The organism is Methylocapsa sp. S129 (assembly GCF_009765995.1).
GTDB lineage: Bacteria > Pseudomonadota > Alphaproteobacteria > Rhizobiales > Beijerinckiaceae > Roseiarcus.
In genome coordinates this window covers 82,523-105,433 of record NZ_LMUI01000059.1, presented here as the reverse complement: position 1 = coordinate 105,433, position 22,911 = coordinate 82,523, and the positions used below count along the sequence as shown (strand labels likewise).

Annotated in this window: 24 protein-coding genes and 1 tRNA gene; 16 read left to right on the top strand and 9 right to left on the bottom strand. The window is 62.5% G+C overall.

Annotation, left to right across the window (positions count from 1 at the left end; genetic code table 11):
- A partial coding sequence (locus GSQ90_RS29030) for a PAAR domain-containing protein (RefSeq protein WP_246731829.1) occupies positions 1 to 237 on the bottom strand: 237 nt, incomplete at its 3' end.
- A 151-nt stretch (positions 238 to 388) separates the two neighbouring features.
- Here GSQ90_RS29030 and GSQ90_RS29025 point away from each other — a divergent pair.
- Both GSQ90_RS29025 and GSQ90_RS29020 read left to right on the top strand, forming a co-directional pair.
- Positions 389 to 751, top strand: a complete 363-nt coding sequence (locus tag GSQ90_RS29025) for a DNA-binding protein (protein WP_158818476.1) — start codon at positions 389 to 391, stop codon at positions 749 to 751.
- A 78-nt stretch (positions 752 to 829) separates the two neighbouring features.
- Positions 830 to 1,054 carry a DUF6290 family protein gene (locus tag GSQ90_RS29020; protein WP_158818475.1) on the top strand — a complete coding sequence of 75 codons (225 nt, stop codon included), beginning with the start codon at positions 830 to 832 and terminating at the stop codon, positions 1,052 to 1,054.
- A gap of 105 nt (positions 1,055 to 1,159) precedes the next feature.
- On the opposite strand, the gene GSQ90_RS29015 is transcribed toward GSQ90_RS29020, so the two are convergent.
- Positions 1,160 to 1,399, bottom strand: coding sequence for a sulfurtransferase TusA family protein (locus tag GSQ90_RS29015; RefSeq protein ID WP_158818740.1), 240 nt, complete (start codon positions 1,397 to 1,399; stop codon positions 1,160 to 1,162).
- Positions 1,400 to 1,503: 104 nt separating this feature from the next.
- Between GSQ90_RS29015 and mobA the strand changes: the two genes are divergently transcribed.
- The gene (mobA, locus tag GSQ90_RS29010; RefSeq protein WP_158818474.1) at positions 1,504 to 2,130 is read left to right on the top strand and encodes a molybdenum cofactor guanylyltransferase MobA; all 627 of its coding nucleotides are present in this window, start codon (positions 1,504 to 1,506) and stop codon (positions 2,128 to 2,130) included.
- A gap of 111 nt (positions 2,131 to 2,241) precedes the next feature.
- On the opposite strand, the gene cydB is transcribed toward mobA, so the two are convergent.
- The 5 genes from cydB to otsB form a co-directional block, all read right to left on the bottom strand.
- Positions 2,242 to 3,252, bottom strand: coding sequence for a cytochrome d ubiquinol oxidase subunit II (gene cydB / locus GSQ90_RS29005; protein WP_158818473.1), 1,011 nt, complete (start codon positions 3,250 to 3,252; stop codon positions 2,242 to 2,244).
- A gap of 3 nt (positions 3,253 to 3,255) precedes the next feature.
- Positions 3,256 to 4,668 (bottom strand): cytochrome ubiquinol oxidase subunit I, encoded by a 1,413-nt coding sequence (locus tag GSQ90_RS29000; protein WP_158818472.1) that lies wholly within the window; start codon positions 4,666 to 4,668, stop codon positions 3,256 to 3,258.
- A gap of 241 nt (positions 4,669 to 4,909) precedes the next feature.
- Complete coding sequence (locus GSQ90_RS28995; RefSeq protein ID WP_158818471.1) at positions 4,910 to 6,343, bottom strand: trehalose-6-phosphate synthase; 1,434 nt, start codon at positions 6,341 to 6,343, stop codon at positions 4,910 to 4,912.
- Positions 6,328 to 8,151: a glycoside hydrolase family 15 protein gene (locus tag GSQ90_RS28990; RefSeq protein WP_246731828.1), complete on the bottom strand. Its 1,824-nt coding sequence runs from the start codon at positions 8,149 to 8,151 to the stop codon at positions 6,328 to 6,330. Before GSQ90_RS28990 ends, GSQ90_RS28995 begins: the two co-directional genes overlap by 16 nt.
- Positions 8,148 to 8,888: a trehalose-phosphatase gene (gene otsB / locus GSQ90_RS28985; RefSeq protein ID WP_158818470.1), complete on the bottom strand. Its 741-nt coding sequence runs from the start codon at positions 8,886 to 8,888 to the stop codon at positions 8,148 to 8,150. The genes GSQ90_RS28990 and otsB overlap by 4 nt, the downstream gene beginning before the upstream one ends.
- 242 nt (positions 8,889 to 9,130) lie before the next feature.
- On the opposite strand from otsB, the gene GSQ90_RS28980 reads away from it, so the two are divergent.
- Positions 9,131 to 9,207 (top strand) — tRNA-Trp (locus tag GSQ90_RS28980).
- A 791-nt stretch (positions 9,208 to 9,998) separates the two neighbouring features.
- A complete protein-coding gene (locus GSQ90_RS28975) occupies positions 9,999 to 10,151 on the top strand; it encodes a DUF3309 family protein (RefSeq protein ID WP_158818469.1) in 153 nt (50 codons plus the stop codon).
- Between the two features lie 15 nt (positions 10,152 to 10,166).
- Here the strand turns inward: GSQ90_RS28975 and GSQ90_RS28970 are convergent, their stop codons facing one another.
- The gene (locus tag GSQ90_RS28970; RefSeq protein ID WP_158818468.1) at positions 10,167 to 10,766 is read right to left on the bottom strand and encodes a nuclear transport factor 2 family protein; all 600 of its coding nucleotides are present in this window, start codon (positions 10,764 to 10,766) and stop codon (positions 10,167 to 10,169) included.
- Between the two features lie 39 nt (positions 10,767 to 10,805).
- Positions 10,806 to 11,654 carry an IclR family transcriptional regulator gene (locus GSQ90_RS28965; RefSeq protein WP_158818467.1) on the bottom strand — a complete coding sequence of 283 codons (849 nt, stop codon included), beginning with the start codon at positions 11,652 to 11,654 and terminating at the stop codon, positions 10,806 to 10,808.
- A gap of 480 nt (positions 11,655 to 12,134) precedes the next feature.
- Here GSQ90_RS28965 and GSQ90_RS28960 point away from each other — a divergent pair, with 480 nt between their 5' ends.
- The 11 genes from GSQ90_RS28960 (at position 12,135) to GSQ90_RS28910 (ending at position 22,795) form a co-directional block, all read left to right on the top strand.
- Positions 12,135 to 12,977, top strand: a complete 843-nt coding sequence (locus GSQ90_RS28960) for a cyclase family protein (RefSeq protein WP_158818466.1) — start codon at positions 12,135 to 12,137, stop codon at positions 12,975 to 12,977.
- Positions 12,977 to 13,327: a cupin domain-containing protein gene (locus tag GSQ90_RS28955; RefSeq protein WP_158818465.1), complete on the top strand. Its 351-nt coding sequence runs from the start codon at positions 12,977 to 12,979 to the stop codon at positions 13,325 to 13,327. Before GSQ90_RS28960 ends, GSQ90_RS28955 begins: the two co-directional genes overlap by 1 nt.
- Entirely contained in the window at positions 13,324 to 14,124 is an 801-nt protein-coding gene (locus GSQ90_RS28950) for an SDR family NAD(P)-dependent oxidoreductase (protein WP_158818464.1), read from the top strand. The genes GSQ90_RS28955 and GSQ90_RS28950 overlap by 4 nt, the downstream gene beginning before the upstream one ends.
- Positions 14,125 to 14,127: 3 nt before the next feature.
- Positions 14,128 to 15,048 (top strand): 3-hydroxyacyl-CoA dehydrogenase family protein, encoded by a 921-nt coding sequence (locus GSQ90_RS28945; RefSeq protein WP_158818463.1) that lies wholly within the window; start codon positions 14,128 to 14,130, stop codon positions 15,046 to 15,048.
- Positions 15,049 to 15,075: 27 nt separating this feature from the next.
- Complete coding sequence (locus GSQ90_RS28940; RefSeq protein ID WP_158818462.1) at positions 15,076 to 16,017, top strand: 3-keto-5-aminohexanoate cleavage protein; 942 nt, start codon at positions 15,076 to 15,078, stop codon at positions 16,015 to 16,017.
- A gap of 58 nt (positions 16,018 to 16,075) precedes the next feature.
- On the top strand, positions 16,076 to 16,738 hold the full coding sequence (locus tag GSQ90_RS28935) for a DAPG hydrolase family protein (protein ID WP_158818461.1): 663 nt from the start codon (positions 16,076 to 16,078) through the stop codon (positions 16,736 to 16,738).
- Between the two features lie 75 nt (positions 16,739 to 16,813).
- Entirely contained in the window at positions 16,814 to 18,040 is a 1,227-nt protein-coding gene (locus GSQ90_RS28930) for an amino acid ABC transporter substrate-binding protein (protein ID WP_158818460.1), read from the top strand.
- A 232-nt stretch (positions 18,041 to 18,272) separates the two neighbouring features.
- Entirely contained in the window at positions 18,273 to 19,145 is an 873-nt protein-coding gene (locus tag GSQ90_RS28925; RefSeq protein ID WP_158818459.1) for a branched-chain amino acid ABC transporter permease, read from the top strand.
- Entirely contained in the window at positions 19,145 to 20,113 is a 969-nt protein-coding gene (locus GSQ90_RS28920; protein WP_158818458.1) for a branched-chain amino acid ABC transporter permease, read from the top strand. Before GSQ90_RS28925 ends, GSQ90_RS28920 begins: the two co-directional genes overlap by 1 nt.
- Complete coding sequence (locus GSQ90_RS28915; RefSeq protein WP_158818457.1) at positions 20,110 to 21,657, top strand: ATP-binding cassette domain-containing protein; 1,548 nt, start codon at positions 20,110 to 20,112, stop codon at positions 21,655 to 21,657. Before GSQ90_RS28920 ends, GSQ90_RS28915 begins: the two co-directional genes overlap by 4 nt.
- Positions 21,658 to 21,673: 16 nt before the next feature.
- The gene (locus GSQ90_RS28910; RefSeq protein WP_246731827.1) at positions 21,674 to 22,795 is read left to right on the top strand and encodes an alcohol dehydrogenase catalytic domain-containing protein; all 1,122 of its coding nucleotides are present in this window, start codon (positions 21,674 to 21,676) and stop codon (positions 22,793 to 22,795) included.
- Positions 22,796 to 22,911: the final 116 nt, after the last annotated feature.

Sequence of the window (22,911 nt, the reverse complement as noted above, 5' to 3'; positions counted from 1 at the left end):
CGCCCCGCCGACGATGGCGCCGCCGCAACCGATTTTGCCGCCCGCCGTCGCAGCGGGGCGGCCATTGATGAACACATTGGGCGATCCTTGGACGACGGGGCTTCCATCCCTAGCCGTATCGCCTTGCCGGGCAGCCGAAGCGCCGCCGATCGAGACGTCCGGACTGCCGCCGACGACAGGGGTCTGGGCATGGGCGCCGGCGAAGGGCGCCGCGAAAGCCGCGATTAGAAGAAACATTGTTGACCGCATCCATTTCACTCCGACGGAGGCGCCTGTCGCGACACTCTAGCAAATCCCTGCATGTATTCGCGGATTGAATTATAATCGGATCTCCCGCGTCCGCATTGATCCGCGATTTTCTGAGCGACGTGAAGAGGGAGCTGAGGCGATGAAGGAAGTTATCCTGCACGTCAGGGATACCGATGTGTTTTTTGCTGACGCGGAGGAAATGGCGCGCCGGCTCGATCGGGGCCAGACCAAGAGCGCGCCCGCCAGATTCGCCTTCGAGAGCATGGAAGGCCTGTTGAAAGTCCTGACGGCCAATCGTTGGGCGTTGCTGCGCGCCTTGCGGCATTTGGGGCCGGCCTCGGTCCGCGCCTTGTCCAAACATCTCGCCCGCGACTATCGCGGCGTTCACGCCGACGTGGCGCTTCTTGTCGAAGCCGGACTGATCGCGCGCGATAGCGACGGGCTCATTTACGTGCCGTGGTCGCGCATCGCCGCGGAAATGGCGCTCGACGCGGCGGCGTGAAACCAAGCCCACGCATCCACGATTTCAGGGAAGCGGCTCGTCATGCCATACACCTATTGCTCGTCCTGAGAAGCCGCCATGCTCTCCCTTCGCCTTCCGCCAGAAATCGAAGATCGCCTCGACGCCCTCGCCGAGCGCACGGGTCGCAGCAAGAGCTATTATGCGCGCCAAGCGATCCTCGAACATCTCGACGATCTCGAGGACGTCTATCTCGCCGAGCGCGAAATGGACGCGATCCGATCTGGCGTCGCCAAGGCAATTCCCTTGGACGAGCTGATGAAGCGCTATGATCTGACGAATTGAGTTTTCGCCGTCGTCTGAACGGAATCTCGAGCGGCGCGGCCGCTTAGTGGCGTAGGGTCTATTGAGGTCTTCCCGCGAGTGGGGCGCGGACTTCGACAATCCCGCTCAGGCGCCTGCCGCGCTCGCCTTTTCGATGAGGAACACGATCCGGCTTTCCAAATGTTCGGTGGCCGCGATGCGGTCGCCGGTCTCGCGGATGAGATGGGGAATGTCGATGGCGGCGAGCGGGTCGGTGCAATGGACCTGCAGGAGATCGCCCGGCATCAGGCGCGCGAGCGCCTTGCGGGTCTTCAACGCCGGCAAAGGACAATTCAGTCCGATCAGGTCGAGCTTGGTCGTCGCCATGGCTTCGACGATGGGGGAGGGGGCTCGCATCGTCAAGCGGCGCGGCAGCCGCCGCGCCGAAACAAAATATTGACGGAACGCGGATTTGCTTCAGAGATGCCGGCATGAATGACAGGCCTGTGACGCTTGGCGTCATCCTCGCCGGCGGTCTCGCGCGGCGCATGGGCGGCGGCGACAAGCCGATGCGCAGGATTGGCGCAAGCACGATTTTGGAGCGCGTCGCCGCGCGCCTCGCCCCACAATGCGACGGCCTCATCCTCAACGCCCATGGCGATCCCACGCGTTTTGAATCGTTGAGCCTGCCTGTCGTCGCCGACAATGTCGAGGGATTCGCGGGACCGCTCGCGGGCGTGCTGGCGGCGCTCGACTGGGCTGCCGCGCATAGACCCGATATCGCTTGGGTCGTCAGCGCGGCGGGCGATTGTCCTTTCCTGCCGCGCGATCTCGTTGCGCGTCTGCATGACGCGCGAACGGGCGCGGACGCGCAGCTCGCCGTCGTCGCCTCGGGCGGACGCGCGCATCCCGTGATCGGATTATGGAGCGTCGATTTGCGCGAAGACCTCCGCCATGCGCTCGTCGTCGAGGATTGCCGTAAGGTCGAGCGCTGGATGGCGCGTTATCGGCTCGCCACGGCGACATGGGCGAACACATCGCGCGATCCGTTCTTCAACGTCAACACGATCGCAGACCTTGCCGAGGCCGAGCGTCTCGCTAAGCTGGACGACGATTAAGGCGGACTGCGTCGACCAATCACTTGAGCGCGGATCGCAGCGCCAGAGCGACGATTGCAAAGACGGCCAGGCTCGCGCCGTAGAGGCCGACGAACCACAGCAGCTTGCGCATCAGTGATAGTGGGTTTCGTGGCCGACCTTGCCGCGAAACAGCCAGTAGCTATAGCCGGTATAGGCGAGGATGATCGGCAGCAGCACCACCGCGCCGACCAGCAGGAACCCCTGGCTGGCGGGCGGCGCCGCCGCCTGCCAGATCGAAATCGAGGGCGGCACGATCAGCGGATACATGCTGATCCCCAGACCCGCAAAGCACAGCACGAACCAGCCGAGCGCACAGAGGAAGGGCGTGAGATCGTGCTTCAACGAGAGCCCGCGCCAGAAGCCCCAGGCGAGCAGCGCGACCAGCAGCGGCACCGGCGCGGTCAGCGCGACGCCCGGCCAGCCGAACCAGCGCTGGAAGAACGAGGGGTTGAGCATCGGCGTCCACAAGCTGACGACCACGATGAAGGCCAGCACGACAACGCCCAGCGTGCGCGCATGACGCCGGCAGCGTTGCTGCAACGGCCCCTCCGTTCGCCAGATCAGCCAACAAGCGCCGAGCAAGGCATAGCCGGCCACCACCGCCAGGCCGCACAGCACGGTGAAGCCGGTGAGCCAGTCCCACCAGCCGCCGGCATAGGCGCGATTCTCCACCTTGACGCCTTGCAGCAGGCCGCCGAGCGCGAGACCCTGGCACAGAGCCGCGACGGTCGATCCTAGCGAGAACGCGAGATCCCAGCCTTGCCGCCCGCGGGGCGAGGATGCGCGGAAGCGAAACTCGAAGGCGACGCCGCGAAAGACCAGCGCGAGCAGCATGGCGATAATGACGGGATAAAGGGCGGGCATGATCGTCGCATAGGCGAGCGGAAAGACCGCGAACAGCCCGCCGCCGCCCAGCACCAGCCAGGTCTCGTTGCCGTCCCACATCGGCGCGATGGAATTGACCATCACGTCGCGCTCCTTATCCTCGTGTTCGACGGCGAACAGGATGCCGACGCCGAGATCAAACCCGTCGAGCACGACATAGGCGAGCACCGCGAAGGCGATGAGGCCGGCCCAGATCAATGGCAGATCGAGAGTCATGGCCTATTCCCCCGCCGTCGACGGCATAGGCGCGCCGGCGGCGGGCCCTGGCGTGAGGCCGGCGGCATGGATCGGCGCGCCCTGCGCCGGCCCCTCCTCGCCCGGATGCGGCGGCTTGGCCATAAGCTGCAGCAGGAATGCAATGCCGGCGGCATAGACGATGAGATAAACGACGACGAAGAACGCCAGCGAAGTCGCCACCCCGGGCAGGCCGATTGGCGACAGGCTGTCGGAGGTGCGCAGCAGGCCGTAAACCGTATAGGGCTGGCGCCCGACTTCCGTCGTGATCCAACCGCACACCAGCGCGATGAAGCCCGCCGGCGCCATCGCCACCATCATCCGCTGCAGCCAGCGCGCGCGATAGAGGCGCCCGCCGCGGCGCAGCCACAGGCTGACGAGGCCGATTCCCGCCATCAGGAAGCCGAGGCCGACCATGATCCGGAAGGTGAAGAAGATCACCGGCGCATAAGGCTGGTCGGCGCGCGGCCATTGTTTCAGGCCCGGCGTCTCGCCGTCGAGACTATGGGTCAGGATCAGCGCGCCCAGATAGGGAATGGCGATCTGATAGTCGGTGCGCTGTTCCTTCATATTGGGAATACCGAACAGGATTTCGGACGCGCCGCGCTCGGTTTCGAAATCGCCTTCCATCGCTGCGATCTTGGCGGGCTGATGGGCGAGAGTGTTGAGCCCGTGCAGATCGCCGACGACAATCTGCGCCGGCGCCGCCAGCGTCGCCATCCACAGCGCCATCGAAAACATGGTGCGCGCCGCCTGGTTCTGCGCGTCGCGCAGCAGGTGATAGGCGCCGACGCCGCCGACAAGAAACGACACGCACAAATAGGAGGCGAGCACCATATGCGGCAGGCGCACGAAGAAGGAAGGGTTGAAGATGATCGCCCACCAATCCTCCGGCATGAAACGCCCATCGGCGGCGATGGAATAGCCCGCCGGCGTCTGCATCCAGGAATTGGCCGACAGGATCCATGTCGCTGAAATCAACGTGCCGAAGGCGACAAGAAATGTCGCCGCGAAATGCAGTCCGCGCCCGACCTTGTTCATGCCAAACAGCATGACGCCCAAAAAGCCGGCCTCAAGGAAGAACGCCGTCAATACCTCATAGCCCATCAGCGGCCCGATGATCGGCCCCGCCTTGTCGGAAAACGCCGCCCAATTGGTCCCGAACTGATAGGACATGACCAGGCCGGAAACGACGCCCATGGCGAAGCCGATCGAGAATATCTTCAGCCAATATTGGAAGAGATCGAGATAGACCTGCCGCCCCGTCTTCAGCCACAGCGCCTCCAGCACGGTGAGATAGCTGGCGAGCCCGATCGAAAGCGCGGGGAAGACGATGTGAAAGATGACGGTGAAGGCGAATTGCGCGCGGGCGAGGTGGAATGCGTCTAGCGTGAACATGGCTATTTCGCCTCGATGCGACCGGGCCGCAAGTCGCGCTTCGCGCCGTCCGATTCCAATTCAAGGCGCGTATGGAAGCGCCTTGCTGGTCGAGCCGCGTCAGGGGGCAAATCCGGCCAGCGGCGTGTCTTGAATTGGTCCTTATATCAGATTATGCCGACGCGACGTGCGGCTAATTGGCCCGTTCGCAGGAGACGTCTCGTCGCTCCGCCGGCCGTCTATGCTCGAATGAAACCTTGCTTCACGCGCGTTGCGCGAATAATTGCCGCAGGCCTTTCAGCAGTCCGGGCTGTTCGCGCGACTCTCCCAGCGCGGTGAGAAAGCGCTCCGCCCAGCGGTCGATGTCGTTGGCGGCCAGATGGGCGAACATCCTGTGCTGGCGCGCTTTTCGATCGTCGAGCGGCATGTCGAGCGCGGTCTTGATCGCTTCGGCCATTCCTTCCGGCTCATGCGGGTTGACGATCACGGCGCCGTCGAGTTCCTGCGCCGCGCCGGCGAATTGCGAAAGCACGAGAACGCCGGGATCTTCGGGATCCTGCGCGGCGACATATTCCTTGGCGACAAGATTCATCCCGTCGCGCAACGGGGTCACCAGCGCCACCTGCGCTGTCCGGTAAAGGCCGGCGAGCGCCGCGCGCGTGTAGGAGCGGTTGACGTAACGGATCGGCGTCCAAGCGGCGTCGCCATGACGACCGTTGATCTGTCCGACAAGCGCGTTGATTTCCTGATTCATGGCCGCATATTCGGGCACTTCGACGCGGCTCTTGGGCGTCACCTGGAGGAAGGTGACCTTGCCCAGCCATTCCGGATATTTGTCGAGGAAATGGCCAAACGCCTGAATGCGGTGCGGAATGCCTTTTGAATAGTCGAGGCGATCGACGCCGAGGATGAGACGCTTGCCGCCCAGACTGTCGCGCAGCTCTCCGACCATGCCCGATCTCACCGCGTTGCGCGCCGCGCGCGCATAGATGGCCGTCGCGATCGAGACCGGGAATGAGGCGACCGTCACCCTGCGCCCGTCGATTTCAAACATCCCGGGCGCGCGCTTGGATTCGCTGCCCTGGATGGCGAAATAGCGGCCGAGATTTTCCGCGTCCTGCACGGTCTGCAATCCCACAAGGTCATAATGGCTGAGTGCGCCCATCGTCTGCCAATGTTGCGGCAGCGCCTCGAGAATATCGGGCGGCGGGCACGGGATGTGGAGGAAGAAGCCGATCGGATTTTGGTGGCCGCGCGCGCGCAGCTCTCTGGCGAGCGGCAGCAGATGGTAGTCATGGACCCAGATCGTGTCTTCGGGCGTGATGAGAGGGGACAAGGCGTCTGCGAAATGGGCGTTGACGCGCAGATAGCCGCCGAGATCTCCCGCGTTGAATTCCGCCAGATCGACGCGGTAATGAAGGATCGGCCAAAGCACCCTGTTGGCGAAGCCGTTGTAATATTCCTGAAAATCCGTCGCGGAAAGATCGAGCGTGACGTAGGTCCGCATTCGGCGGTGGACAATGGTCGGCGTGGGAATCGCGCCGTCCTCGCTGACCTTGCCGCTCCAGCCGAACCAGACGCCTTCGCGCTGTTTCAATGCGGCGTTGACCGCGACGGTCAAACCGCCCGCCTGCCGGGGCCCTTTGGAATCGGGGATATTGACTCGATTTGAAACCAAAATCAGACGCGGCGCCATGCATCCTCCCATTTCACTGAAAGTCGCATCGCCGAATTGATGATCGCGGCCATCGAATAGGTCTGGGGAATATTGCCCCACAGGACGCCGGTTTCGGGATGAATGTCTTCGGAGAGGATGCCGAAGGCGTTTCGACGTTCGAGCAGATCGGTGAACATGGCGCGAGCTTCGTCGAGACGGCCGAGTTCCGCAAGCGCATCGATGTACCAGAAATTACAAACCAGGAATGCGGTCTCCGGAGCGCCGAAGTCATCTTCATTGGTGTAGCGCATGATGCGGCCGTTGCGCTTCAACTCGCGCCCGACCGCCTCGAACGTGCCGATAAATCGCGGATCGTCGGGCGCCAGCAAACCCAATTCGGACAGGAGCAAAACGCTTGCGTCGAGGTCCTGGCCATCGAGCGCGCCCGCCAGCGCGCCCTTATTTTCGTTCCAGGCGCGCGCCAGAATCGGCTCGCGCAACTCGTCCGCATGACTGCGCCAATACGCGGCCCGGCCATCGATTCCCAGCCGCGCTGCGATTTGCGATAGCCGGTCGCACGCCGCCCAGCACAAAGCGGCCGAATGGGTGTGGATGCGTTGGCGTCCACGATATTCCCATATGCCGGCGTCCGGCGTCAGCGCCAGTCGCAGCGCCCGTTCGCCCAGCGGTTCAAGCGCTTTAAACAGCGGCTCGTCGCCCATTCGGGGCAGACGCTCGTCGACGAACATTTGCGTCGCCGCGAGAATGACGCTGCCATAAACGTCGTGCTGACTTTGTATTTCGGCGAGGTTGCCCACGCGGACCGGCCCATTGCCTTGAAACCCCGCGAGATCGGGCGCGATTTCTTCGGTCAGCCTGTCGCCAGGGACGATCGAATGAACGGGCTTCAGCGGCGTATCGAGGTCGGCGGCGACGGTCAGAATATAATTGATATAAGCTTCCATGGTCTCGGTCGCGCCGAGCCTGTTCAGCGCCTGGACGACGAAATAGGCGTCCCGCAGCCAGCAAAAACGATAATCCCAATTGCGGCCGCTGCCGGGCGCCTCGGGGATCGATGTCGTATGGGCGGCGACGATGCCGCCCGTCTCCTCGAAGCTGCACAGTTTCAGGGTTACGGCGGCGCGGGTGACGGCGTTTTGCCATTCGAACGGCACGGCCAGCGAGCGCACCCACCCCGACCAATAATCGCGCGTGCGCTCCTCGAAGTCGCGCGCCGTGCTGTCGAGCGCGCTTTGAAAGGGTTCGTCGGGACCAAACACGAGCGTGATCGGTCGGGTGAGCGGAAAAGTCGTCTCTTCGGCGATATAAGATAGCGGCGCATCGGTGGTGAGGCGAAGCACGTCTCCCGTGCCGCGGTAGCGGATATGATTGGAGCCGAGCGAAAACTCGGCGGTGGGCCGGCCATAGGCGTGGGTCGGCCGAACCCTAATCGCGATTCTGGGCAATCCGGCGACCGGAATAATGCGGCGCACGATTTGCGGCGGTCGGAACGTCCGTTCGAAATGAACAAATCGCGGCGCAAAATCCGTGATGCGAACGCGCCCGCCATGGCGATCTTCAAGCTCCGTCTCCACAATGGCGGTATTGCGGACATAGGCGGCGTTCACATGCGCGAGATCGGCGAGGACGACATCGGTAAATCCCTTCTCCTCGTCACCCGAAAGAAGGCGCGAGAAGGCGGGATTGGAATCGAAGCGCGGGAAACACCACCAGACGATGCGCCCGCCCGTGTCGACCAGCGCCGCGACCCGGCAATTGCCGATGAGCGCAAGATCGAGCGGCTGCGCGCCCGGCGATCGTTCCAGACGCTTGGTTGAAGGGTTCACGCCGTCACCTTTCCTAGCCAGGCGCGCACCCCCGCCGGCTGCGAAAACGAACCGGACAGTCCCGCCATTTCGAAACCAACCGAAAAGGCTATGCCGCCCAGCGCCAAAACCGTTTCAAAACCCGGCCGGTCCATTTTATCATCGGCGATGAATACGGGTCGGCGGCCAGCGAATGGCGCGCGCGCCATGAATCGCCGAATCGCCGAGCCCTTATCGAAGCCGGGCAGTTTAACTTCAAAGACGAGGTTTCCCGGAACCAACTCCAGTTCGAACCGCGCAAACCGTTCCACAAAACGCCGCAGCGCGAGAAAAAGTTCCCCTTCGACCGACGCGGCGAAATTGTAATGCACTGCGAAGCTCACGCCCTTGTTCTCGGCGAAGACGCCGGGGAAGCTTTCGAGCAAGTGCTGGAGGTCGATCCAGGCGCTCTCGGACAGCCGATCGTTGGTCAGCGATCTCGTTGGTTCGGAAGGCGAATATCGGATTTCGGCGCCGTGAATCCCGCTCGCCCGCAAACGCACAGGCGTAAATAGCCTGTCCAGTTCGTCGATCGGGCGCCCGCTCACCAAGGCAAGAGCGCCATCCAGACGCTTTTCGGCGAGGGATAATTCGTCAAGCAGCGCACTGGAGACGATAACGGCGTCGGGCGTCGGCGCCAGGTCGATGAGAGTGCCGTCGACATCGAGGAACAGACATATGGATTCGGCCTTCGGCACAAACAAATCCGGCGCCGCCATACGATATTCTCCGTCCCGCGAACTGAATCGCTTTAAATAGCCATCGGGCGCAGATGGCAACCTGCTCCGATGCGTCAGCCGTCGCGTCGTCACGCAAGCGGGCGGCGCCTCGCTGCGATGAGATCGCTTGTGCAGAACCATTGTGCGACGCAATCGTTCCAACAGAATCGGCCTGCGATTCGATGCGCGGTCATTCAGCGCGCTTGCATCAGCGCAAATGTTGCGGCAATAAGGGGCGCGTTAGGAGTGTAGCTCAATTGGCTAGAGCACCGGTCTCCAAAACCGGGGGTTGCGAGTTCGAGTCTCGCCTCTCCTGCCAGCGCTTTCCATAGCCTTGATTTTGTTAGATAATTTGTTGGTCTTGCGCCCCGCAACGTTGCGCCGTGGTGTGGAAAGATTTTTGTGTCTTCTTCGATCTCGGCGCTTTGGCGCCGACGGCGGTCTTTTTCCGCCCATGCGCGCGGCGGCTGTTATCGACTCTTCGAGTCCTGAAAATCTTCCATAATTTTTCCGGGACGCCGCACATTCGATTCGCGATGCCTAGGAAACAGCCGTCGCGGTCAGGACAGCCGCGCAGCTCTCGCGGAAAAACGGTGTGCAAGATGTATGAGGCGACGAAAATCCATTCGGGCTAAATATCACCTCAAAAGCGCCGCGAATGATTGCTCTTTAGGAATCAGCCGCGACTTTTTCAGCCCCCCAGCCCGTCGCGGCGCGGGCCGCTTTGGAGCCTCTCCGAGCGGCCCGCACTTTTCCGATCGTCATCTGATGGCCCTCGCGACGATGGACGAGAAAGCCGTCCCGATTCTGACGAAGCCCTCCAATGGTTGACGACGCTTTTCCTGGGGCCTTTCGCCGTCGTGCTGCCCGGAATTGTGGTGGGCCTGTTGATGCGCGGCTCGGGGTTGAAGTGATCGCTCTCTGACGCCAGCAGCGATATTCATTCATTAGACGCCAAGCGGCGCCCGCGTCCGTCGTACGTTCGCATCGAGCGTCCATCCTCGTTCAACCGCCAATCAGGCCGTCGCCGCGAAATACTGATCGGCCGATGGAACGTTTTTCCGAAATACGCATTCGTCATGTGTTGGCTTTAACGCACGGGGCTTTGAAATGCGTCTCATCCTTCTCATTATCTTGATCCTGCTGGTGGTGGGCGCACTCCCGTCATGGCCGTATAGCGCAGGCTGGGGCTATTATCCCTCCGGTGGGCTCGGCACGATTCTGATCGTTCTTCTGGTCCTCGCCCTCGTCGGCGTCATCTGAGCGTCGCAGGCCTCTCTACAACGCGCCGCCCGCGAGCCAGCGGGCGCCGCGCCGGTACAAGGCTTCGACTTCCGGTCCGGTCAGTCCCGGCATGTCGGCTTTCACCTGGTAGCCGATGCGGGTCTGGAGATAGGCGAGGTGCCGGTAGCCTTCCGGGAAGCGCGCGAGCAAATTGACGTCGAGCGTCAATTGGGCGTCCGACGCGACGGGATCGAGGCGGTCCTTTTCGTAGATCGGCTGCCGGAGAACCAATCCCCAACCCGCCTCGCGCTTCTCGATGAAGTCATAGAAACGTCCGGTGCAGACGACGTCGCAAAGAACGCCGTCGACCTCGGCGCGCTGGTTGATCGTCATTTTGGTCTGCGCGATTGCGCGATGTCCGGCGATGTCGATGGCCGCGCCGCCCAGAAAATGGAGAATGCGCACGCCTTTTTCGAAGCCGGCGCGGCTGACGCTGATGAATTCATCGGCGGTTCCCTGGAACCACGTCGCCATCATGCGTCCGTCATCATGCCAGACGGTGCGGAATCGCTCCCAGTCGCCCGCGTCGCGCCACAAGGCCCAGTTCTCGACGAGGTCACGAATGGCTAGGCGATCCGTTTGCTGGCTGTCCATTGTCCGCCCCTCTTGAAGTCGGCGCCGCGCCGCATAATGCTACGAAGCCATCATTTCCGCGAGCTCATCCTTGGCCATCAGCAGCCGGTTCGCGATGGCGTGTTCGTTTCGTTTGAAGCGATGGGTCGGCGCGGGAACGGTGAGGGCGACCGGATTTCCGAAGGGATCGGCGATTGCGACGCCGGCCGCCGAGATTCCCAGCGAATGCTCTTCGCGATCGAAAGCGATTCCCGACCTTCTGACCTCCGCCAATTCCGCCAATAAATGCGTGAGATCCGTGATCGTGTGCGGCGTGCGCCGCGGCAGATCGTCGCCAATCAGCGCCTCGACGGCGCTGTCGGTCAAAGTGGCCAGATAGGCCTTGCCATTGGCGGTGCAGTAAAGCGGGAATTGCTCGCCCACCGCGGAAACGGTTCGCAGACGCTGAGCCCCGATGACCTGATCGACGAACGTCAGGCGATCGCCTTTGAATGTCGCGAGATCGACGGTCTCGCGCAAGTCGTTGGAAACGCGTGCAAGCAGCGGATGCGCCAATTGCACAATGTCGAATCGGATCGTCCCGCCAAGCCTCAACAATTCCGGTCCAAGCGTCACCCGCGCGCCGGGGGAGGCGGCGATGAGAAATTTCTCGAATGCGAGCGCCGCGACGATGCGCTGAACCGTTGAGCGCGCGAGCCCGACCCGTTGCGCGATTTGCCCGAGGCTGAGCCCCGCCGGCTGGTTTTCCAGCGAACGCAGAATGCTGGCCGCGCGCGCGATGACCTGGACCTGGCTTTTCTCCGAGAGGTCGTCGCGCACGGGAGCCGCCTCAGGGCCTGGCCCCTTCCTCTGGGCCTGAGCGGACGGGTCAGGCGGCGGCTTGGCGTCCTTCATATTTCGCTGGTTCATGCTCGCTTTCGGATCGTTGGTCCGCGCCGGCCGACAGAATCGCGGCGTTCGCATTGCGCCGCGATGCGGTACACCGATTGCGACACAAGCGCCCTCCGTTTAACCGATTTCTTTTCGAGCGGCCGCGAATTTCGCGGCGCTCCCGGAGCAGGAATGCTCGCTGCATCTTAGATCGGGCGGGTGCCTCCTGCGCTACGAATAGTTTGTTTCAAGCCGCATTATCAACAAGTTGTCAGCAGCCGGCGCCAAGGAGCGCGGCGCGCCGGAGCGCCTATCAAAACGAGCGAGCCGCGATCGAGCGCGACCGGACCGGATGGCGTTGTCGCGCGCCCGCATCAAATTTCTCCGCACTTGGCTATATCGCGCTTGACCGTATTGTGGGCTATATGTATCACAATACGAACGACAAGAAAACAGATCGGGAAAGCGCAAGCGCTTCAGAGCGCGTGCGGCGCCCGATGCATTCCAGGGAGAAGACGGATGACCGTTAAGGTTCGCGGCATGGATTTCGAGGGCAATCTCGACAATCCGATGGGCCTCAAATTCTACAACCTGTCGCATCGCTTCGGCTATCAATCGCCCAACTGGCCCTATTTCCAGGACGTTCACATCGAACGCATCCACTACATGGCCAAATCGGGCGTTCTCTCGCAGCGCATCACCACGACCATGCACAACACGACGCATATCGACGCGCCCGCTCATGTCGTCGCGGGAACGCCGTTCATCGATGAAGTGCCACTGCCCCATTTCTTCGGCTCGGGCATCGTCGTCTCGATCCCCAAGAAATATTGGGAGCCGATCACTTATGACGATCTCGAAAAGGCGGCGGGCCATTGCGTGCGGCCGGGCGACGTCGTGATCGTCAACACCGGCTGGCATCACAAATACGAGGACAATGAAGAATATTTCGCCAAATGCCCGGGCTTCGTACCCTCGGCGGGCGACTGGCTCGTCGAGAAAAAAGTCAAAGTCGTCGGCCATGACACGCAGGCCAACGATCATCCGCTCGCCACCGCGATCGGCCCGCATCGCAATGGCCCGCTGCTTCCTCATCTCGCCGATGAATACAAAGTGTGGTCGGGCGGGCGCGACTGGAAGGAAGACCATCCCGAATGGGAGCCGGTGCATCGCAAACTCTTCACCAACGGCATTTTGGGCATCGAGAATGTCGGCGGCGATCTCGACGCCGTCACCGGCAAGCGCGTGACCTTCGCTTTCTTTCCCTGGAACTGGGATCGCGGCGACGGCTGCATCATTCGCCTCGTCGCCATGATCGACCCGAGCCAGAACTATCGGATCGAAAAAGGGGAGGCGCTCTGATGTTCGTCAAGCGCTTCGCCGACGCCAAACCCTATGAAGCGCCCAACCACCGCGACGTACGCGGCCTGCGGTTGCAGGGGTTTGAGGCGGGCGGTCCGACCAATCAATGGGTTGGGCTTTCGCATTTCCTGCCGGGCGGCGGCGCCGGGCCGGACGCCAGCCCGATCGAGAAAGTCTATGTCGTCGTCAAGGGCCATATGACAGTGATCATCGGTGGCAGCGAGACGGTGCTGGGGCCCTTCGATTCCTGCACCATCCCGGCCAACGAGAGCCGCGAGATCATCAATCGCGGCAATGAAATCTGCTCGATGCTGGTGGTGATGCCCTATCCGCCGGGCCATGCGAAATGACTGACGTTCTCGCCAACCCGCTCTCGCTGTTCGACGTCAGCGGCAAGGTTGCGATTGTCGTGGGCGCATCGGGCGCTTTCGGCGCGCTGGCGTCGCGCATTCTCGCCGCGGCGGGCGCCAAAGTGTTGATCGCAGCGGGCAACGCCAAAGCGCTGGAGGCGACCGCCGCGCAGTGCAGGGCGACGGGCGCAGAAGTGGAGACGCTCCAGGCGCGCCCTGATTCTGAAAAAGCCTGCGCCGCCATCGTCGCGGCCGCCGTCTCGCATTTCGGCCGTCTCGATATTCTCGTCGTGGCTTCCGGCAAGAACGATGTCGCCAAAATCGGCGACATGTCGCCCGAGCGCTTTCTCGATGTGATGGACGCCAATGTCACGCAGTCCTGGCTGATCGCGCGCGCCGCCGCGACGCAAATGATCGCGCAAGGAGAGGGCGGCAAGATCGTCCTCACCTCTTCGGCGCGCGGCCTGCTCGGTCATCCCGCGGGCTATACCGCCTATTGCGCGTCGAAGGCCGCCGTCGACGGCCTGACCAAGGCGCTTGGCTGCGAACTCGGGCCGACTGGCGTCACCGTCAATGCGATCGCGCCGACCGTGTTTCGTTCGCCGCTCACGGCCTGGATGTTCGAGGACAACGAACGAGCGCGCGAAGTGCGCAAAGGCTTTCTGGCGCGCGTGCCCAAGGGCAGGCTCGGAGAGCCCGACGATCTCGCCGGACCGCTGCTGTTTCTGGCTTCCCGCGCTTCCGACTTTTACACCGGACACATCCTCTATGCCGATGGCGGGTATACGGCGGGCTGAGCGATGAGCGCGCTGGAAAAAATCACCGTGGTCGGCGCCGGGCTCATGGGCCATGGCATCGCGCAGGTTTTTGCGCTGGCGGGCCATCGAGTCGCGATCACCGACCCGGCCGCTGCGGCGCTGGATTCGGTACGGGCAAGGATTCGGGCGAACCTGCGCGATCTCGGTCTCGACGAGGCCGCCGCCGACCGCGTGCGCCCGCTCGCCGATCTTCGCGACGCACTGGCCGCGGCGGATTTCGTCGTCGAGGCGGCGGCTGAAAATCTCGCGGTCAAACAGGCGCTCTTTCAGCAGATCGAGGCGGCGGCGCCAGGCCACGCGATCCTGGCCAGCAACACATCGGTCATTCCGATCACGCAGATCATGCAGCATCTGTCGCGCCGCGAGAATTGCGTCGGCACACATTGGTGGAATCCGCCTTATCTCGTTCCACTCGTCGAAGTCATCGGCACGCAATGGACTTCGGCGCCGGTGATCGAACAGACTATGGCGCTGCATCGCCGGCTCGGCAAAACCCCGGTCCATGTCAAGCGCGACGTGCCCGGTTTCATCGGCAACAGGCTGCAGCATGCTTTGTGGCGCGAGGCGATCACGCTTGTCGAGCTTGGCATATGCGATGCGGAGGCGGTCGACACGGTCGTCAAGGCGAGCTTTGGCCGGCGCCTCGCGGTTCTTGGGCCGCTTGAAAACGCCGATCTCGTCGGCACGGACCTGACGCTCGCCATTCACCAGACCGTTCTGCCGGCGATCGACAGCCGCCCGGCGCCCTCGCCCTATCTCGAACGGTTAGTGGCGAGCAAAAAGCTTGGCATGAAATCGGGCGAGGGTTTTCGCGCCTGGACCAAGGATCAAACTGATGTCCTGCGTCTTGCCGTCATGCAGCATTTGAAGGCGGCGCTCCAATCGGATGCGGCGGAAAAATGAGCGATCTCGTTCGAAAGGGAACATAGGATGAGCAAAGCGCGATCGGGCATGGTCATCATCAGTTGTGCGATCACCGGCTCGATCCACACGCCGACCATGTCGGACGCTTTGCCCTATACGCCCGAGGATATCGCCGCCCAGGCGATCGGCGCGGCGGAGGCGGGCGCCGCGATCCTTCATCTTCACGCACGCGATCCTGGGGATGGCCGCCCGACCGGCGATCCAAAAATTTACGGGCAGTTTCTTCCCCGCATCAAACAAGCGACCGGCGCCGTGGTGAACATCACCACCGGCGGCAGCGTCACGATGACCATTGAGGAGCGCATCGCCGCCGCCGTCGCCATGTCGCCGGAAATGTGTTCGCTCAATATGGGCTCGATGAATTTCGCGCTGCATCCGCTCGCCGATCGCTATCCCAAATGGAAATTCGATTGGGAAGAGCCCTATTTACGCAATTCCGACAATAACATCTTCCGCAACACGTTTCGCGACATCGCGCGCATCGCCCACACGCTCGGCGGCGACCACGGCGTCAAGTTCGAACATGAATGCTACGACGTCGGCCATCTCTACAATCTCGCCCATTGCGTCGACGCCAAATTGTTTAAGCCGCCGCTGTTCCTGCAGATGGTGTTCGGCATTCTGGGCGGCATCGGCGCCGACATGCGCAATCTGATGTTCATGAAGGAGACCGCCGACCGCCTGTTCGGCGCCGATTACCAATGGTCGGCGCTCGGCGCGGGGCGCGCGCAAATGAATTTCGCCACGCAATCGGCGATGATGGGCGGCAATGTCCGCGTCGGGCTCGAAGACAGTCTTTTCATCGGCAGAGGCCAATTGGCCAAGAGCAGCGCCGAGCAGGTCGCCAAAATCCGCCGCATCGTTGAAGAACTCGGCTTGCAGATCGCGACGCCCGACGAGGCGCGCGAAATGCTCGCGCTCAAAGGCGCCGACCGCGTCAATTTCTAACCCTTGCCGACCCCTAGGGATCGGCAGGCAAAAACATCAACAGATATGGGAGGATCGCATGGAATTGCATGAAGCCAACCTTCTTTTGAATCCCGGCTACCTTCCCTTTGAATCGGGATACAAGGATCTGGCCGACGGCAAGCGCCTGGTGGCGGCTTTGACGCGCATGCCCGGTTGCCGCGCCAAAATGGTCGATTGGTGGTTTTCATGGCTCGGCGGCTCGGACCAATATAAATGGTGGCATCCGCGCGATCATGTTTTCAGCGATTGGGAAAATCGCATTGACGGCAAATATATCGGCGCGTCGCATCTGGTTCACGAATATCTCGCCGGCGCCGATGGCCCGCTCTACAAGCTGCGCATCAATTTCATCGAGCCGGCGGAGCTTTATGACGCCGCCGCCTATCGCGCGTCAGGCGCGATGGCGATTTGCGCGCGCATCGGCGATCTCGATCATCCCGTCAACCATGGCCGCATGACGCATTTCGTGCGCAACACCGACTATGGCTGCGAAATGCGCAGCCGCTTCTGGCTCGGCGAAATCGAAAGCCGCGATCCGAACGTGACCTTCAGCGAGGATCAGGTTCGGGCGATGCGCAAGAGCGGATTGAACGAGGAATTCACGCGCCGGCTGCATCAGCATTGCGTCGAGGAGATGGGCTATCTCGCCGAGATCCTGCCGGTCCTCTATCGGCGCGAGACTGGCGATACGAGTTTCTAGCGTCGGCCAGGACGTGGGCGATCCGCCAATCAATCGCTCGCAACGAGGGAAAACAAAAAGCAGGAGGAATGATCGATGAACAAGAAGATCAACAATGGCTTGCCGCGTCGCTTGGCCAAGGCCGCGCTGTTTGGGGCGGTTGCCTCTTTCGCCCTTGTCGCAGGTTGGACCTCAAGCGCCAATGCCGCCGATGAAATCGTCATCGGCGCGTCGCTGCCGCTGAGCGGACCGCTGGCCGGCTTCGGCAGCTTCCAGCAATGGGGCTACAAGCGCGCGATTGACGCCGTCAACAAGGCGGGCGGCATCGCGATCGATGGCAAGAAATGGCCGGTGCGCCTGATCATCCGCGATGACAAGACCGATCCCAACGCTTCGGCGAGCAATATCGAGACGCTGATCTCGCGCGACAACGTGACCGCCTTGCTCGGCTCCTGCACGCCAAGTCTGGTCAATGCCGGCGCGCTCGTCGCCGAGCGTCACAAGAAGCCGATGGTGACAGGCTGCGATCCGCTCGAAGCCTTCAAGTCGGTGCGCAAATGGACCTATGTCTGGGATCTCTTCTTTGATGAGCCCGACCTTGCCGGCGCCGATTTCAAGATGATCGCCGAATATGGAATCGAGACCAATAAGAAGGTCGCCATCCTGCACGACAATGGGCCCGACGGTCAGATCGTCGGCGGCCAGATCTGGCCCGCCATGGCCAAGGCGGGCGGCATGGAAGTCGTCGAGAATGCATCGTTCCCCATCGACAACACCCAGTTCACTTCGATCATCGCGGAAGCCAAAAGCAAGAACGCGGAAATCGTTCTTGTCGATTCGATCACGCCACAGGCGGTGTCGATCCGCAAGCAAATGGCGTCGGCTGGCTTTTCCCCCAAAATCCTGGTGATCGAAAAGGGCGCGGAACCCGTGCAATTCGCCGAAGCGCTCGGCAAGTTGAGCGACGGCATATTGGTCGGCGGCTATTGGGACCCGAGCTTCCCCTATCCCGGCGCCGCGCAACTGGCGGCCGATTTCGAGAAAGAGACGGGTCAGACGAGCAGCCAGCACATCGCCGACAGCAATTCGGCAGCGGAGATCCTGCTCGATGCGATCGCCGCGGCGGGCTCGACCGATCCCGAGAAGATCAATGCGGCGATCGCCAAGACCGACAAGACCTATGTTGCGGGCCTGATCAAGTTCGATGAGAACCACACATCGAAGCTGCCGATGGCGATCGATCAATGGCAAAGCGGCAAAGCCATCGTCGTCTGGCCCAAAGACCGCGCCACCGGCAAGCTTCTATTTCCAATGCCGAACTGAACGCGCCGAGGCGCTTGTTTGACGCAGCGGATTCCCTCCCCCCTTGTGGGGGAGGGTTAGGGAGGGGGGTCGCGCAGGCCTATCAGTAGTCTTGTCTGCGACCTCGGTTTGATAGGTCAGCGCGACCCCCCATCCGGCCTTCGGCCACCTTCCCCCACAAGGGGGGAAGGGATGACGCGGCGCCATTCAACCATCTTGACGCAAGCCGCCAGGGTCTGGCGAAAGGACGGAAATGCCGAGCCTGGACGTCGTTGCAAGCAGCCTGGCGTCTGGATTCTTTCTGGGCGGCATTTATGCGCTCACGGCTCTGGGCCTGTCGCTTGTTCTGGGCGTGATGCGTCTCGTCAATCTCGCGCATGGCGAATTCCTGATCCTTGGCGCCTATGCCGGCCTGTTTCTTTTGAAATGGACGGGCGTCGACCCGCTGGCCGGCTTGCTGCTCGTTGGGCTGGCGGTCGGCTTGCTCGCCTATCCGATCCATCGGTTCCTGCTGACGCCGTTGCGCGGAAAAGGGCCGGAGGCGCCGATGATGACGATGTTCGGCGTTTCCATCATCATGCAGAACCTGTTCATCCTGCTGTTCAGCGCCGATACCCGTTCGATCGAGCGCGATTATGCGACTGCTTCTCTTTCGGTCGGGCCGGTCACGATCGCCTGGATCTATGTGATCGGCTTTGCGGTTTCCGTCATTGCGATTGGCCTGGTGCATCTTCTGGTGTCGCGCACCGCATTTGGCCGCGACCTTCGCGCCAGCGCCGTCGACCCTTTCGCGGCGGCGATCGTCGGCGTCGATGTGCAACGCGTTCACGCCGCGACTTTCGCTTTGGGCGCGGCCTGCGCCGGGATCGGCGGAACCCTGATCGGCATCGCCTTCTCGTTCACGCCATCGAGCGGCGCCACCTATCTCCTGACCAATTTCGCCGTCGTCGTCCTTGGCGGCATGGGCAATATTATGGGCACGCTGCTCGGCGGCGTGACGCTCGGAATCATGCAGAGTCTGGGCGGCATCGTCCTTGGCGACGGCTATCGCGACCTCGTGGGGATGGTCCTCTTCCTGATTGTGCTGGCGATCCGTCCGACCGGCCTGCTGGCGGGGAAGTCGTGATGGCCGGCGCTTCCCGCTTCGCCGCGGCGGTCGCGATCGTCGTCGTCATAGCGGGCCTGACGCTGCTGCCGCAGTTCAGCGGCGAATATGGCGTTCAGATCGGATTCCGCCTCCTCATCTATATCGTGCTTGGCGAAGCGTGGAACCTGCTGGCGGGCTATTGTGGGCTCGTGTCGCTCGGCACGTCCTCGTTTATCGGGATCGGCGCCTATGTTCTCGTTGGCGTTCTCAACGCCGCCGACGTTCCGATTTCGATCACGCTCGTCGGCAGCGGTCTGGTCGCGGCGATCGTCGCCTTCGTCGTATCGCCCGCCTTGTTCCGGTTGCGCGGGCTTTATTTCACGGTCGGCACTTTGGCGCTGGGCGAGGCGCTGCGGCTGTTCATGATCAATGCGTCGTTTTCCGGCGGCGCCGGCGGCTGGTTCCTCAACGCGCCGAGCCCGTCGACGAATGCGCTGTTCTATTATGCGATCGGCCTGCTGGCGGCGGCGACGATCGTCATATCGGCCTGCACCCAGACGCGCTTTTCGATTCTCCTGCGCTCGGTGCGTGACGACGAGGATGCGGCGACGCAGATGGGCGTGCGCGCCTTTCACGTCAAGCTCGCCGCTTTCATCATCGCCAGTTTCCTGATGGGCGCCGCGGGCGGCTTGCAGGCCTATAAGCTCGGCGCGATCGAACCCTATGGCATGTTCGGGATGCAATGGACGATCGACGTCCTGTCGCTCGTCATTATCGGCGGCCTGGGATTGCGGCTGGGGCCCGTCGTCGGCGCGATCATCGTCATCGCGCTCGGCGAATATCTTGCCGACTATCCTGAATTGCACATTGCGATAACGGGCGTGATCCTGATCGTCATCGTCCGGTTCGCGCCAAAAGGGATTCTCGGTCTGGGTTTGCAATTGGCGCGCTGGCTAACGGCGCCCCGTCCCGCCTCGGGCGCTCTGCGGAGCGGGGCTCCCCGATGACCGGGCTTCACGCGACCACCCCCAGCGGCCCATCGCGCGCTCCCTTGCTCCGCACCGAAGGCCTGACCAAGCGCTATGGCGGCATCGTCGCGGCCGATGCTATCGACCTCACGATCGGACTGGGCGAGATTTGCGGCGTGATCGGCCCTAACGGCGCGGGAAAATCGACACTCATTGGCCTTCTCGGCGGCGCGCTGCGGGCCAGCGCCGGGCGCATTCATTTCGATGGCCAGGATGTGACCGCGCTCGCGGATTTTGAAAGAGCGCGTCTTGGCATCGGACGCACCTATCAAATTCCGCGCCCCTTTCTCGATATGAGCGTGGAGGAGAATCTCAAGGTCGCCCAGTTTTCATTGTCGCCTTTCGCCGCGCACACCCTCATCGAGCGCGAATGCGACGAGATTCTCGAACAGACTGGTCTGGCCGATGTGCGCCGGCTGCCGGCGAACGCTCTGCCGTTGTTGAGGCGCAAGCGGCTCGAAGTCGCGCGCGCGCTCGCCTTAAAGCCCAAGCTCCTTCTGCTCGACGAGGTCGGCGCAGGCCTGATCGAATCCGAACTGACGGAATTGATTGCGCTCATCAAGGCGGTCTCCGGCCCGAACCGCTCGATCGTCGTGATCGAGCATGTCATTCGCGTCGTGAAAGAATGCTGCGACCATCTGGTCGTGCTCAATTTCGGCAAGAAATTTGCGGAGGGGTCGACCACCTCGGTCCTGTCCGACGAAAGCGTCGCGGCGGTCTATCTTGGAACGGCGCATTCGCCCTCGCCCGCCGCCGCGGTCGCCGCTGCGCCGCAGTCCAGCGGTGCGACGCCGAATCCAGAAAGCGCGGAGACTGTACTGGCCTTGAGCGAGGTCTTCGCCGGCTACGGGCAAGCGAAAGTCCTCAACGGCGTCGACATGACCGTCCGCAAAGGCGAGGTCGTCGCGATCCTTGGCGCCAATGGCGCCGGCAAGACGACGCTCGCCAATACGATCAGCGGCGCCATCAAGCCGACGCATGGCCGCATATCGATCGCGGGAGAAGACATTGCCGGCCTGTCGCCGCACCAGATCGCGCGGCGCGGCATCGCCCATTGCATGGAGGGGCGCCGAATTTTCACGCCCTTGTCGGTGGAGGAGAACCTGCTGATCGCGGCCCGGTCGGTCGATCGCGGCGAAGCGGCGCGCAGGCTTGATGAGGTCTATGCTCTGTTTCCGATTCTCGCCGAGCGGCGCGCCAGTCCCGGCGCTTCGATGTCGGGAGGCCAGCAGCAGATGCTCGCCATCGGCCGCGCGCTGATGTCGAAGCCGATGCTTGTCATTTTCGACGAAATAAGCCTCGGCCTCGCGCCTGTCATGATGGATCGTCTTTACGAGGCGCTTCTCGCCTTGAAGGCCGGCGGCCTGACGATGCTGCTGATCGAACAGGATGTCGAGCGCGCGCTCGCGCTCGCCGATCGGGCGCATGTTCTTGAACGCGGCAAATTCGCTTTGTCGGGATCGGCGGGCGCGATCCGTTCCGACGCGCGTTTGCGCCATCTCTATCTCGGAGAGGCCGAATAGACGGAGGAGGGGATTTATGAATGACCCGACGCTGACGATGAACGCCGCCCGTCTGCATAAATTCGGCGATCCGATGATCCTGGAGCGCGTGGCGCGGCCTGTTCCGCGCGCAACGGACGTCCTGATCAGCGTGAAGGCTTGCGGCGTCGTACCCAATTTGCGCAACGTGTTGGCGCATTGGCAGGGTTGGTTCCCCGAACTGCCGCTGCCGAAACTGCCCGCCATCTTCGGCCTCGACGTGGCGGGCGTGGTGGTCGAGATCGGCGATCGCGTCCAGAATTTCGCGCCGGGCGACCGGGTCTATTCGAACCCCGGCCTGACGTGCGGATCCTGTCCGTCATGCCGGGCCGATGATTCTATCAACTGCCGCAATTTCACGTTCAGGGGCTATTTCGGCTTCGGGCCGCAATCGCAACGCCAGTTCGACGCCTATCCTCACGGCGGCATGTGCGAGTTCGTCGCGTCGCCGCAACGCAATCTCGTCGCGCTGCCCGCCAATCTGTCCTTCGAGGCGGCCGCCCGCTTCGGTTATCTCGGCACGGCCTTCGCCGCTCTGCGCAAGGCGGAAGCGGGTCCGGGCCGAACGGTCCTGATCAATGGGATCACCGGTACGCTGGGCCTGGGCGCTTGTCTCATCGCCTTGGCCATGGGCGCCAATAAAATACTCGGGACCGCGCGCAACGCGGTTCTCTTGCGGCGCGTCAAGGCGCTCGCTCCGGAGCGCATCGATGTGTTGGAGCTTGGCGGGGAGGCGACGGGCGAATGGGCGCGGAGCCGAACCCGCGATCTGGGCGTCGACGCGGTTATCGATTGCCTCGGGCCCGGGGCTTCGGGAGCGTTGCTGATGCAGGCGATCTATGCGCTGCGGCGCGGCGGCCGCGCCGTTAATATCGGCGGGGTCGGCGAGAAGGTCACAATGGACGTCCACTGGATGATGGACGAGCAGATATCTTTCATCGGCAGCAACTGGTTCACCCCGGCGGAGGGTCAGGCGCTCGCCGATATGGCCGAAGCCGGCGTGTTGGGCCTATCCGTTCTTGAGCATCGTCGATTTCCCCTTTCGCAGGTCAATGACGCGTTGGAGGGATTGCCTGTGCGCAATGGCGGCTTCACCAATCTGGTGATCACACCCGACTGAACACGACGCGGCCTCGCGGAGCGCTCGTTTGCGGGCGCCATTTCACCGGCTCGCCATCGACGAAATAATAATCGATCATTTTAAAATTATATCATAATAATCGATTATTTTGTTGC

Coding starts and splice junctions, on each gene's coding strand:
- GSQ90_RS29015 (WP_158818740.1), bottom strand. CDS start 1,399: ATGGCGACGACCAAGCTCGACCTGATCGGACTGAATTGTCCTTTGCCG.
- mobA (WP_158818474.1), top strand. CDS start 1,504: ATGAATGACAGGCCTGTGACGCTTGGCGTCATCCTCGCCGGCGGTCTC.
- GSQ90_RS29025 (WP_158818476.1), top strand. CDS start 389: ATGAAGGAAGTTATCCTGCACGTCAGGGATACCGATGTGTTTTTTGCT.
- GSQ90_RS28975 (WP_158818469.1), top strand. CDS start 9,999: ATGCGTCTCATCCTTCTCATTATCTTGATCCTGCTGGTGGTGGGCGCA.
- GSQ90_RS28945 (WP_158818463.1), top strand. CDS start 14,128: ATGAGCGCGCTGGAAAAAATCACCGTGGTCGGCGCCGGGCTCATGGGC.
- GSQ90_RS28925 (WP_158818459.1), top strand. CDS start 18,273: ATGCCGAGCCTGGACGTCGTTGCAAGCAGCCTGGCGTCTGGATTCTTT.
- GSQ90_RS28995 (WP_158818471.1), bottom strand. CDS start 6,343: ATGGCGCCGCGTCTGATTTTGGTTTCAAATCGAGTCAATATCCCCGAT.
- GSQ90_RS28935 (WP_158818461.1), top strand. CDS start 16,076: ATGGAATTGCATGAAGCCAACCTTCTTTTGAATCCCGGCTACCTTCCC.
- GSQ90_RS28940 (WP_158818462.1), top strand. CDS start 15,076: ATGAGCAAAGCGCGATCGGGCATGGTCATCATCAGTTGTGCGATCACC.
- GSQ90_RS28915 (WP_158818457.1), top strand. CDS start 20,110: ATGACCGGGCTTCACGCGACCACCCCCAGCGGCCCATCGCGCGCTCCC.
- GSQ90_RS28950 (WP_158818464.1), top strand. CDS start 13,324: ATGACTGACGTTCTCGCCAACCCGCTCTCGCTGTTCGACGTCAGCGGC.
- GSQ90_RS28955 (WP_158818465.1), top strand. CDS start 12,977: ATGTTCGTCAAGCGCTTCGCCGACGCCAAACCCTATGAAGCGCCCAAC.
- cydB (WP_158818473.1), bottom strand. CDS start 3,252: ATGACTCTCGATCTGCCATTGATCTGGGCCGGCCTCATCGCCTTCGCG.
- GSQ90_RS28920 (WP_158818458.1), top strand. CDS start 19,145: ATGGCCGGCGCTTCCCGCTTCGCCGCGGCGGTCGCGATCGTCGTCGTC.
- GSQ90_RS29020 (WP_158818475.1), top strand. CDS start 830: ATGCTCTCCCTTCGCCTTCCGCCAGAAATCGAAGATCGCCTCGACGCC.
- GSQ90_RS28930 (WP_158818460.1), top strand. CDS start 16,814: ATGAACAAGAAGATCAACAATGGCTTGCCGCGTCGCTTGGCCAAGGCC.
- GSQ90_RS28965 (WP_158818467.1), bottom strand. CDS start 11,654: ATGAACCAGCGAAATATGAAGGACGCCAAGCCGCCGCCTGACCCGTCC.
- GSQ90_RS28910 (WP_246731827.1), top strand. CDS start 21,674: ATGAATGACCCGACGCTGACGATGAACGCCGCCCGTCTGCATAAATTC.
- GSQ90_RS28970 (WP_158818468.1), bottom strand. CDS start 10,766: ATGGACAGCCAGCAAACGGATCGCCTAGCCATTCGTGACCTCGTCGAG.
- GSQ90_RS29000 (WP_158818472.1), bottom strand. CDS start 4,668: ATGTTCACGCTAGACGCATTCCACCTCGCCCGCGCGCAATTCGCCTTC.
- otsB (WP_158818470.1), bottom strand. CDS start 8,888: ATGGCGGCGCCGGATTTGTTTGTGCCGAAGGCCGAATCCATATGTCTG.
- GSQ90_RS28960 (WP_158818466.1), top strand. CDS start 12,135: ATGACCGTTAAGGTTCGCGGCATGGATTTCGAGGGCAATCTCGACAAT.